Genomic DNA, 9,868 nt, shown 5'->3' on the forward strand with positions numbered 1-9,868 from the left:
ATTTGTATGCGTATCGCATACAAAACTGGGGATGCCCACAGCCGAAGAGGTCTGCCATGTCCATCGTTCTCAACCACACGATCGTGCCCGCCACCGACAAGCACACGGCGGCAACATTTTTCGCCGATCTGATGGGATTGTCGGTGGCGGCGCCGGCGGGCCCGTTCACTCCGGTGCGCGTCAACGACGACCTCACGCTCGACTTCGACCAGCGCGGCCGAGCCGAACCCGGCCACTACGCCTTCCTGGTCGACGACGCCACCTTCGACGCCGTGCTCGAACGCTTGGCGCAGTGGCCGGCGGTCGACTACGGGTCGGGCCCGGAACACGGTTGGGACCGGCGGATCAATCACCTGGCAGGCGGCCGGGGCGTCTACGTCCGCGACCCGGACGGCCACAGCTACGAACTCTTCACGGCCGCGCCCTGAGCACCGAACCTGGACTACGGATCATCAGGAAGCTTGGCGGCGTTGTCGCAGGAAGCGGTCGCTGCTGATGCTTCTGGATGACCGACTTCCTTCTCCCGCAACGCAATTGGCGGTCCGCGATCGGCACACCGGCTTCGTCTCCTACATCGACATGGGCTGGCGGGAGTGGCAGGTGGGTGTGGAGTACGACGGTGACAAGCACTGGACCGATCCCGATCAGCGCATGAAGGATATCGATCGGCTCGCGATGCTCGAGGCCCTCGGCTGGTGCATCATTCGCGTCAGCGCCAAGCACCTCTACCGAAACCCTCTCCCCGTCCTCGAGCGAATTCGCACCGCTCTGCACCGCCGGGGTGCGCACCTGGACCAACGGTATGCGAGGAGCCTCCGCGTCGGGCCGGCCCGGCACTCTCGTGCAGCGCGAACAGTGCCGGATTTGCCGGATTTCGGCCTGCGTGGGCTGGGCATTCTGGGTGGGCGGGGTGCCGGATTCGGGTCGGCGGTAGGTCATCGGGTGACCGGAGGCAGGGTGCTGTCGAGTTTGCGGATGAATCGTGGCAGGTGCGGATCGGACTGCGGCAGGCCGTACGGGTCGAGGTCCCACCAGCGAGCGCTCGTGAATTCCGCAGGGGCGAGCGGGTATTCGCGCGAGCGGTCGCATCGGACGGCGTACCACAGGCTGACGTCTACATGGGGATCGGCGCCGACCGTTGTCGTGACGGTCAGCATCAGCGGCCGCTCGCCGGCGACGGAGAAATCGGCCGCTATACCGATCTCCTCGGTGGCTTCCCGTCGCGCCGCCTCCAGGGGATGTTCGCCCGGTTCGACGTGCCCGCCCATCGGCAGCTCCAGATTCGACTTGCGGTGGTGGCCCAGGTACAGGGCACGGCCGGCCGGATCTACCAGTACGACGTAGCTGACCAGGTGCGGCGATGGAGCGGCGGGCTTGATGCGGCGGAAGATGTCGTCGGTGGCGGCGAGCCAGGTCAGCGTCTCATCGATGTGCTGCCGCTCGAGTGCATCCAGCGGCGTCAGCCCTTGCACGATCTCGGAGACGAGGGCGGTGGCCGGTTTCATGGCATGCACCATAACGACCGGGTCCGACATCTCCGGACTACACCGAAGCCCCTTCCCGCCGATCGCGTTCCGGTCCTGCGAATCGCTGGGCAATGGCGGCCTGGATTCGGTATGTGGGCGAGGGCGGCAATGGAACTCGGGCGGGTGTGCGGGGCTGGGGCCGGCGTGTGAGGCCGCCCGGCCGCTGATTCGTCCGATGCCGTTCTGCACGGCGGTGGGTATGTCGCTCGCGGATGGTCGTGGCAGCCGGGCTGTGCGGGCCCGTGATTGTTTGCTCGGACAGCGGGTAGGGCCTGGGTATGAGCTTGGCGGAGTATCGGGACAAGCGTTCCGGGCGTGGTCCGGAGCCCCGGGGACGGCGGTCGCGGGGCCGGAAGGCCGGTGGTCCGCACTTCGTGGTTCAGCATCATGCGGCGAGCACCGATCACTACGACTTCCGGCTGGAGATCGACGGTGTGCTGGTGTCCTGGGCGGTGCCGAAGGGGCCGTCGGCGAATCCGAGGGACAAGCGGATGGCCCGGCGCACCGAGGACCATCCGATGGATTACGAGACGTTCGAGGGTGTCATTCCCGAGGGCGAATACGGCGCGGGCCGGGTCATCGTCTGGGATCGCGGCACCTACGCCGACGACGGCGAGCACGAGACGGCGGAGGCGCTGGAGCGTGGGCATCTGTCGTTCACTCTCGATGGCGAGAAACTGCGGGGCGGTTATGCGCTCACCCGCATTCGTCAGGGCAAGGACGAGACATGGCTGCTGGTCAAGAAGTCCGATGCCGAGGCGCGGCGGCGGCCGGTCGGTGATCGGCCGGAGTCGGTGCTGTCCGGGCAGACCCTCGACGACCTGTCGGAGTCGTCATGATCGCTGACCTGCCGGAGGAGATGCGGGGACTGCTGCGTGCCGAGGACGTGCCCGCGTGGCGCTCACCGACGCTGGCCACGCTGACCGACGGGCGCTTCTCCGACGATCGCTGGCTGTTCGAGCGGAAGTTCGACGGCATGCGCTGCCTGGCCTTCCGCGACGGCGAGCAGGTGCGGCTGATGTCGCGGAATCGGCAACCGTTGAACGACACCTACCCGGAACTTGTCGACGCGCTGGCCGCGCACGGGCCGTCGCGGTTCGTGGTGGATGGCGAGGTAGCGGCGTTCGAGGGGCGCCGGACCAGTTTCGCGCAATTGCAGCAGCGCATCGGCCTCACCGACCCGCGCGCGGCCCGGGCATCGGGGGTGCCCGTCTTCTACTATCTGTTCGATCTTCTGCACCTCGACGGGTATGCGACCGACAGGCTGCCGTTGTCGTGGCGTAAGCGGTTGCTGCGCAAGGCATTCGAGTTCGAGGATCCGCTGCGCTACAGCCCGCATCGAGTCGGTGCCGGGGAGGCCGCCTATCGGGAGGCGTGCGAGCGCGGGGACGAGGGGGTGATCGCCAAGTCGGCCGAGACGGGCTACGAGGGCCGCCGCTCGACCGCCTGGTTGAAGTTCAAATGCGTGCGGGATCAGGAATTCGTGATCGGTGGCTATACCCCGCCGCAGGGGAGCCGGGTCGGGCTGGGAGCGCTGCTGGTCGGCTACCACAGCGGCGGCGACCTGGTCTATGCCGGCAAGGTCGGTACCGGCTTCGACACCGCGACGCTGCGCAGCCTGCACGAGCGGCTGTCCGGGCTCGAACAGGACGGTCCGCCGTTCACCCGGGGGCTGACCGGCTCGTCCGGCGCGCACTGGGTGCGGCCCGAGATGGTGGCCGAGGTGGCGTTCACCGAGTGGACCCGCGACGGGAAGCTCCGTCACCCGCGTTACACCGGGTTGCGCACCGACAAGAACGCCGGCGACGTGGTGAAGGAGAGTTCCTGATGCCCCGCTTCGATGTCGAGATCACCCATGCCGATCGGGTGCTGTTCCCGCGCGACGGCATCACCAAAGGTGGTCTCGTGGACTACTACTCCGAGGTGGCCGAGGTGATGCTGCCGCATCTGAGGTCCCGGCCGCTGACGCTGTGGCGGTATCCCCGTGGCATCGGCGCGCAGGGCTTCGTTCAGCAGGACTTCGCCAAGTCGATGCCGGACTGGATGAGTCGCGCGGAGATGGAGAAGGAGGGCGGGACCGTCGTGCATCCCGTCGCCGATCGCCGCGAGGCGCTCGTGTGGCTGGCCAACCAGGACTGCATCACCCTGCACACCTGGCTGTCACGGCAGAGTCACGAACCCGATCGGCTCGTCTTCGACCTGGATCCGTCCAGTGACGACTTCGGTGCCGTCCGGGGCACCGCCCGCGCCTGCGCCGGTGTGCTGGACGATCTCGGCCTGGCCACCTACGTGCAGACGACCGGGTCGCGCGGGTTGCATGTCGTTGTGCCGCTGCGCGGTAACGCCGACTTCGGTACGGTGCGGCAGTTCGCCCGGGACGTGGCCGAGGTGCTCGTCGACGACGATCCCGCGCACCGCACGGTGGAGGCGCGCAAGGACAAGCGTGGTGAGCGCGTGTACATCGATGTGATGCGGAATGCATACGCGCAGACGGCCGTTGCGCCGTACGCGGTGCGGGCTCGCGAGGGTGCGCCGGTGGCGACCCCGCTCGACTGGGCCGAGCTGGACGATCGCGCGCTGCGGCCCGACGGATTCACCGTTTGCGATGTGCCCGAACGGGTTGCCGGACAAGGGGATCCGTGGGCCGGGATGAACCGGCATGCCCGGGCGCTGACCCGTCCGATCGAGCGGTTACAGCGCTCCTGAGCTTTCGAGCGTTCCCCGGCTTTCGAGTCGGGCGCGGGCATCGCGGGCGAGTTCGACCGGGTCGCGCTGTCCGGCATGATCCCGCTTGTGGCTACGGGACTGAACCCAATACATCACCGCCACAGTCGAATACGCGGTTCCTGCCGCGATCGGGAGGATGGCGAGCATGATGGCCGAGACGAGCATCAACCCCACGAGGTTCTCCTTCCGGCTTCGGTCGGTAGCTCCGGTCGCTGTTTCGGGGTGGTGGAGCGATATGGCGTACTTCGTGCCGCTGTTCGTTTCGGTGCGGTCGGGTGACGACTACCGAGGTTCTGCCGAGGGGCTACGCGTTACCGAATCCCGGTATGCGTGCTGGGGGCGAGCTGTCCGGCACGATGTCGGTACCTCTCCGCGTCGGCCTCGGGATGGGATCGTTGCTCGGGCATTCGACGTGCTACCCGGACCGGGCGTGGGTTCCGGAGATTCTCTGCTGTCGTCCGGCATAACCTGTCGTCGATTCTCCTCGTCGCTCGGAAGACCAACTGTCCCCGCGGTTCATGCCGTCCGCCGCGCTGCGGACGCGTGGCGTATCGGAGGAGACCTGCCCGAGCGGCATCGCCGCGCAGGGGATCGAGCAGGTCTCCGCCGTCGCGTCACCCGGACTCGAACCGGCTTGCGCCGAGTGGCCCGAAACGGTGACGCCGCGCGTAATAACCCCGGCGCGTACGTTCAAACGCCGCGCCGGACGATCGGGCGGCGGCGGATTCGGCTGTGGCCCTTGCTACCAGCGGAAATGCCGGTTGTGCGGGTCGGTGGGGTGGAGGGTTCGTGCACGGGGTGCGGGAACGGGCGCGAGCTTGCTGGCGGGGTGGTGCGGCGGTAAGGTTTTCGCTGGTACGGGGGATCAGCCGGGCCGCCCCGTCGAGGATTCCGGTGGCGAAGGGGTGCACATGGCGTTGAAGCAGACGGTTCTGCGGGTGGCGGTTCTGGGCGTGGGGGCCGGGCTGGTGCTTGCGGGGTGTGGGGGGTCGGAGGAGGGGACGCCGACTTCGCAGAACAGTGCGGGGAGTGCGGTGCCGGTGAGTTCGGCGGCTTCGGCGCAGTGGGATCCGTGCAGTGTTCCGGACTCGGCGATCTCTGAACTCGGGCTGAATGTGGCTACCAAGGACAATAAGGTTGCGGGGACCGAGTTCGACGGGTGGAAGGCATGCCACTGGCAGTCTGTTGCCAAGACCTACTACGTCACAGTGTTGTCGTCTGAACACACTCTTGCCGAGACCCAGCAGAGGTCCGACTATGAGGGCTACACACCTTTGACAGTGGGTACGCACTCGGCGCTCGAGTTCAGGCCAGTTGGCGCAACGCGTGATATCGAGTGCTGGGTCAGCGCCGAGGTGCCGAATGGCACCGTCGACTTCAAAGTAATGAACCGCTATGGAGGTCAGAGCGGCGGCCAAACCGCCGGTGATCCTTGCGATGAAGTGCAGCGGTTGAGCGCAGCGCTTGCCCAATATCTGCCTAGCTGAGGAGGGGGAGAATGAAGTTAGGCGTCGATCCCAACGAATGGAAGGGACTGCTCGCTCAGGCCAATGCGGGCCAGCTCACCTTGGACCCGGAAGTCGGGAGGGGGCTGGACAAAGTGTGCGACGACCACATCGACAGTCTCAATGCAGTACTGGATAAGGTCCGTGACGTTACACACATTACCGGGTTCGGGACGTTCAACTCGGGCCAAGTGCTGGAGAGAAAGTTCTCTGTGACGGCCTCCGGCGATGAACGTGCTCTGGATGCCGTGATCATGCAGCACATCGATGCTGTGCAGACGGCGAAAGAGGTTGTGGCCAAAGCCATTGCGAACTTCACTGCTCAGGATCAGGCCGCTGCGTCGCAGATTGCTGCTACCGAGGGGCCGAGATGAGTTATGAGGATTATCGGAATCGGGTGATCGACGCTCAGAAGCAGTGGAATGACGAGCGGGATTCGATTTATAAGATGCAGGATGGGTATAACACGAAGTTTGCGGAGGGGATGCAGCCGCCGCATATCATCGGGCCGGACAATTATGATCATCTGACGCTCGAACAGATGACGGGGGCGGTGTCGGCGATGAAGCCGAAGCTCGTCGAGGATGCCTATCGGGCGTGGCTGAGCATCGGTATGCAACTGGCCGTGGCCGTTTCGAACTTCAATGTCGAGTTCGAGCGGACGATCAGCGGGGCCAACGATCGCGGTGGGTGGACCGGTGCGGCGGCCTCCGCGGCGGTCGACGCGGTCAAGGGATACCACGAGAAGTCGGTGCCGCTGGCTCAGGCGGCGAGCGCGATCAGCTTGAAGCTGCAGGAGATGCGGACCGGACTGGAGGAGACGCAGCTGCTGATGCCGGGCGTCGCCGACGCGGTGAACGTCACCGGTAAGACGCTGCCCAAGGGTGGCGTCATGAAGCTGGACGACCACAACCGGACCGAGGCCGAAGAGGAGGGGCGGCGCATCCTGCGGACCGTGTACGCCCAGGTCGCGGGGCAGACCGACGTCGGTGTGCCGTACATGCCCGCGGCGCCCGAGATCGTCGACGCTCCCGGCGGGCCGCCCGTCCCGCCGGTTCCGGGCGGAACCCCCGGACCTGCCGGAACGGGTGGTCCTGCCGAGCCTGGAGGCTCGGATTCCGATGGGCAACAAGGCCCTTCGGGGCAGACCGGGCAGCCGAACGACCCCGAGGGTTCGAACGACGACGGCCAGGACGGTGGCCAAGGTCGGCCCGGGACACAGCCGGCGGCGACGGCGCCCGCCGCGACCGATCCCGCGTCGGCGGCACAGCAGGCCGCCGCGCAGGCGACGCAATCCGGCTCGCCCTCGGCCACCACGCCGGCCGGGGTCGGACCGACATCCGGCGGCCCGGGTGCGGTGATGCCCGGAACGGGCGGGGGCGCAGGCGGATCCGGCGGTGGCTCACGCGGGAGCACGGGCGGATCCGCGGGAACGGGCGGTACCGGCGGGCCGGGCGCGGCGGCCGGGGCACCGGGCCGCAGCGGGCCGGGTGGTCAGATGCCGGGAGCGGTTCCGGCGGCCGCCTCCGCGGGATCCGGTGCGGGGGTTGCCAAACCGGGCGCGGCCGGTATGCCGGGGATGGGAATGCCCGGTGCCGCGCGGCCTGGCGGCGATGACGAGAAGGAGAAGGGCACGCCCGACTATCTGGTGACCGAGGAGCACGGCGACGAGGTCACCGGGCTGGATTCGCTGGAAAAGCTTGCGCCTCCGGTGATCGGCGGGGACTACGACCGTGCACCACGTTAGATACACCGGGCAGGAGTTCGAAATCCTCTGGGCCGCGTACGGTCGCGATCGTCTGCCCTATCCGCTGCATTACCGCACGCATATCGCCGACTTCGACGAGCTGAAGCGGCACCGGGAGGCCGCGGTCGAGAGTCTGCTGGGGAAGTACGAGGCCGAGGTCGAGCGGGCGCTCGGGATCCTGCTGGAGCCGGAGGTCCGGGTGGAGTCCAAGGGCTTCGGTGGGCCGGACATGTCGCGGGTGTATCGCTTCCACGGTGCGGTGCGCGGACAGGCGGGCGCGACGGTGACGCAGGAGCCGGGCACCGCACCGGATACCGGTGGTGATGTCATCCTGACCTATTGCACCGCAAAGGAAGTCGCGCAGCAGGCGGTGACGGCGCTGCCGCCCACCGGCCCCGGCACCCGGCCGTCCCTGGAGGTGCGCCGCGAAGACGTGACCGCGGATCGGGAGCGGCATGTGCGCCGCGCCCACGAGGTGAGCCTGACCGAGCAGCTCGACCGCATCTTCAAGCGCCCCCGCCTCGCCCTCGGCGAGATGGCCATTTTTCCCGGCGCCGCGGTCGACGCCCGCCCCACCCCGGGCCGCGGCTTCTGGTGGATGGACTACGACGACGGCCGCTACTACGTGAAGACCGGCGACCCGATCATCGCCAAACCCATCGACCAGCCCCGCCTGGCCGCCGAGATCCACCGCCTCACCACCCTCACCCAGCGCTACTACCAGGAAGACCGCGACCACGAGGAGTACCTGCGCTCCGGCCACTGACTCGAGAGCCGCACGGAACTGCCGCCGACTTCGGCAGCGCATCGTGCCCGGCCGGATCGATCACCCGGAGGGGGACTGGGCGGTCGGACCTTGCCCTCGCGGCGGTCATCGACAGGACAGCCGTGGCGTCGAGATCATCTCGCCCGGATCGCGCCGGACCGACACGGTGACAGAGCCCAGCGAAACGGTGACAGAGCCCAGCGAATATGCCGAGGCCGGTGTGCCGCACTACTGGATCGTCGACGTCGCTCCACCGGTGAGTCTGCTCTCGTTCCGGCGGACGAACGAGCTGGGTTATGTCGACGAGGGGGACACGACCGGCACGTTCCGCACGAGTTCTCCCTGCCCACCGACCATCCAGGTGGACAGGCTGCGGTGAGCCCTACACTCACCGCATGACCGTGCACTTCATCGGGGCCGGGCCGGGGGCCGCCGACCTGCTGACCGTGCGGGCCGTGCGACTGCTGCGGGAGTCGCCGGTGTGCCTGTACGCCGGCACCTACCTGGATCCGGAGGTGCTCGCCCACTGTGCGCCGGACGCCGAACTCGTCGATACCCAGGGGCTGGATCTCGACCGGATCGTCGACCATTGCGCGCGGGCCGATGCCGACGGAAAGGATGTGGCGCGGCTGTGTTCCGGTGATCCGTCGATCTATTCGGCGCTCGCCGAGCAGACCGCCCGGCTCGATACCCGGGGAATCCCGTGGGATGTGACACCCGGCGTGCCGGCCTACGCCGCCGCGGCCGCGTTGCTCGGCACCGAGCTGACCGTGCCGGAATTGGCGCAGTCGGTGGTGCTGACCCGCACGCAGGCCCGCTCCACCGCGATGCCCGAATCCGAGGCGCTGGCGAATTTCGCCCGCACCCGGGCCACCCTGGTGTTGCACCTGGCCGTCACCCGCATCCGCCCGCTTGCGGCGGAACTGTCGGCCGACTACGGCGCGGACTGCCCGGCCGCCGTGGTGTTCCGCGCCAGCCAGCCCGACCAGCTGGTCCTGCGCGGCACCCTCGCCGATATCGCCGGCCGGGTCGAGGCGGCGGGCCTGCGGCAGGCGGCGGTCATCCTGGTCGGCCGCGCGCTCGCCGAACCCGATCGCTGTGTGCAGTCTCATCTGTACGACCCTGCGCGCGATCGCCGGCATCTGCCGACGTCGTCCTCGGGGGCCTGACCGCAGCCGTCTGCGCCGGTTGACACGGAACCGGGAACCGTCGCCGATACGCGTTCGACGAGTTCGGCAGGGGTGCGGTAGATTGCCTACTCTTGCCCACCGGGCCGTGTCGTGCGCGGTTCCGAGGGGCCCGAAAACACGAACTCCCATGATGCCCAGCGGCTATGGCCCTTTTTAGTCGGGCGGCCGGAGCGGGCGGTAGATTGGTTCGGTGGTCTGCAGTGAGGTTCAGCGAGTGGGCGATCCGTGTCCGGTGGGTGTGGTCAGGTCCATGTAACAAGATCGGCCTGGCCAACGGATAGCTCCAATGAACATTTTTGTCTGATTGAGATTCGAAGTGAGCCCCGAACGTCGGACGTCACGCTGGGATAGGTGAGCGTCGGCGTCGGTGTGCCATCGGGGAGCGCTGCGTACACGGTGTTCCGGAA

At 67.7% G+C, this 9,868-nt stretch carries 12 protein-coding genes and 1 pseudogene; 11 read left to right on the forward strand and 2 right to left on the reverse strand.

All coding sequences use genetic code 11. From position 1 onward, the window contains the following. Positions 1-56 precede the first annotated feature (56 nt). Together D892_RS0115495 and D892_RS48535 are read left to right on the forward strand one after the other, a co-directional pair. On the forward strand, positions 57-428 hold the full coding sequence (locus D892_RS0115495; RefSeq protein ID WP_024802114.1) for a VOC family protein: 372 nt from the start codon (positions 57-59) through the stop codon (positions 426-428). A 151-nt stretch (positions 429-579) separates the two neighbouring features. Then, a pseudogene (locus D892_RS48535) lies at positions 580-711 on the forward strand (hypothetical protein); the annotation flags it as partial. 224 nt (positions 712-935) lie between these two features. Here the strand turns inward: D892_RS48535 and D892_RS0115500 are convergent. Further along, on the reverse strand, positions 936-1,505 hold the full coding sequence (locus tag D892_RS0115500; protein ID WP_036568903.1) for an NUDIX hydrolase: 570 nt from the start codon (positions 1,503-1,505) through the stop codon (positions 936-938). 299 nt (positions 1,506-1,804) lie between these two features. Between D892_RS0115500 and D892_RS0115505 the strand changes: the two genes are divergently transcribed. Genes D892_RS0115505 through ligD (D892_RS0115515) form a run of 3 tightly spaced genes read left to right on the forward strand, consistent with a single transcriptional unit; the run spans position 1,805 to position 4,232 of the window. Beyond that, the gene (locus D892_RS0115505; RefSeq protein ID WP_024802116.1) at positions 1,805-2,365 is read left to right on the forward strand and encodes a DNA polymerase ligase N-terminal domain-containing protein; all 561 of its coding nucleotides are present in this window, start codon (positions 1,805-1,807) and stop codon (positions 2,363-2,365) included. Continuing rightward, positions 2,362-3,354: a non-homologous end-joining DNA ligase gene (gene ligD / locus D892_RS0115510; RefSeq protein ID WP_024802117.1), complete on the forward strand. Its 993-nt coding sequence runs from the start codon at positions 2,362-2,364 to the stop codon at positions 3,352-3,354. The genes D892_RS0115505 and ligD (D892_RS0115510) overlap by 4 nt, the downstream gene beginning before the upstream one ends. Beyond that, positions 3,354-4,232 carry a non-homologous end-joining DNA ligase gene (gene ligD / locus D892_RS0115515; protein WP_024802118.1) on the forward strand — a complete coding sequence of 293 codons (879 nt, stop codon included), beginning with the start codon at positions 3,354-3,356 and terminating at the stop codon, positions 4,230-4,232. The genes ligD (D892_RS0115510) and ligD (D892_RS0115515) overlap by 1 nt, the downstream gene beginning before the upstream one ends. On the opposite strand, the gene D892_RS0115520 is transcribed toward ligD (D892_RS0115515), so the two are convergent. Next, positions 4,218-4,427, reverse strand: coding sequence for a hypothetical protein (locus D892_RS0115520; protein ID WP_156959518.1), 210 nt, complete (start codon positions 4,425-4,427; stop codon positions 4,218-4,220). The genes ligD (D892_RS0115515) and D892_RS0115520 overlap by 15 nt on opposite strands. A 737-nt stretch (positions 4,428-5,164) precedes the next feature. Here D892_RS0115520 and D892_RS43685 point away from each other — a divergent pair. From D892_RS43685 to cobM, 6 genes are all read left to right on the forward strand, one after another. Beyond that, complete coding sequence (locus D892_RS43685) at positions 5,165-5,740, forward strand: DUF3558 domain-containing protein (RefSeq protein WP_024802120.1); 576 nt, start codon at positions 5,165-5,167, stop codon at positions 5,738-5,740. Positions 5,741-5,751: 11 nt separating this feature from the next. Then, positions 5,752-6,132, forward strand: coding sequence for a hypothetical protein (locus tag D892_RS0115530; protein WP_024802121.1), 381 nt, complete (start codon positions 5,752-5,754; stop codon positions 6,130-6,132). Then, positions 6,129-7,505 carry a hypothetical protein gene (locus tag D892_RS43690; protein ID WP_156959519.1) on the forward strand — a complete coding sequence of 459 codons (1,377 nt, stop codon included), beginning with the start codon at positions 6,129-6,131 and terminating at the stop codon, positions 7,503-7,505. The genes D892_RS0115530 and D892_RS43690 overlap by 4 nt, the downstream gene beginning before the upstream one ends. After that, on the forward strand, positions 7,492-8,271 hold the full coding sequence (locus tag D892_RS0115540; protein WP_024802123.1) for an ESX secretion-associated protein EspG: 780 nt from the start codon (positions 7,492-7,494) through the stop codon (positions 8,269-8,271). Before D892_RS43690 ends, D892_RS0115540 begins: the two co-directional genes overlap by 14 nt. Positions 8,272-8,437: 166 nt before the next feature. Further along, positions 8,438-8,650 (forward strand): hypothetical protein, encoded by a 213-nt coding sequence (locus D892_RS41225; RefSeq protein WP_369801751.1) that lies wholly within the window; start codon positions 8,438-8,440, stop codon positions 8,648-8,650. A 16-nt stretch (positions 8,651-8,666) separates the two neighbouring features. Beyond that, positions 8,667-9,440 carry a precorrin-4 C(11)-methyltransferase gene (gene cobM / locus D892_RS0115550; protein ID WP_024802125.1) on the forward strand — a complete coding sequence of 258 codons (774 nt, stop codon included), beginning with the start codon at positions 8,667-8,669 and terminating at the stop codon, positions 9,438-9,440. The last annotated feature ends 428 nt before the right edge of the window (positions 9,441-9,868 follow it).

Origin of the sequence: Nocardia sp. BMG51109 (genome assembly GCF_000526215.1) — a bacterium.
Lineage (GTDB): Bacteria > Actinomycetota > Actinomycetes > Mycobacteriales > Mycobacteriaceae > Nocardia.

What these genes read in the sequence shown, in the direction of transcription:
- D892_RS0115500 (WP_036568903.1), bottom strand. Translation starts at nt 1,505, where the DNA reads ATGAAACCGGCCACCGCCCTCGTCTCCGAGATCGTGCAAGGGCTGACG.
- D892_RS0115505 (WP_024802116.1), top strand. Translation starts at nt 1,805, where the DNA reads ATGAGCTTGGCGGAGTATCGGGACAAGCGTTCCGGGCGTGGTCCGGAG.
- D892_RS43685 (WP_024802120.1), top strand. Translation starts at nt 5,165, where the DNA reads ATGGCGTTGAAGCAGACGGTTCTGCGGGTGGCGGTTCTGGGCGTGGGG.
- D892_RS43690 (WP_156959519.1), top strand. Translation starts at nt 6,129, where the DNA reads ATGAGTTATGAGGATTATCGGAATCGGGTGATCGACGCTCAGAAGCAG.
- cobM (WP_024802125.1), top strand. Translation starts at nt 8,667, where the DNA reads ATGACCGTGCACTTCATCGGGGCCGGGCCGGGGGCCGCCGACCTGCTG.
- ligD (WP_024802118.1), top strand. Translation starts at nt 3,354, where the DNA reads ATGCCCCGCTTCGATGTCGAGATCACCCATGCCGATCGGGTGCTGTTC.
- D892_RS0115530 (WP_024802121.1), top strand. Translation starts at nt 5,752, where the DNA reads ATGAAGTTAGGCGTCGATCCCAACGAATGGAAGGGACTGCTCGCTCAG.
- D892_RS0115495 (WP_024802114.1), top strand. Translation starts at nt 57, where the DNA reads ATGTCCATCGTTCTCAACCACACGATCGTGCCCGCCACCGACAAGCAC.
- ligD (WP_024802117.1), top strand. Translation starts at nt 2,362, where the DNA reads ATGATCGCTGACCTGCCGGAGGAGATGCGGGGACTGCTGCGTGCCGAG.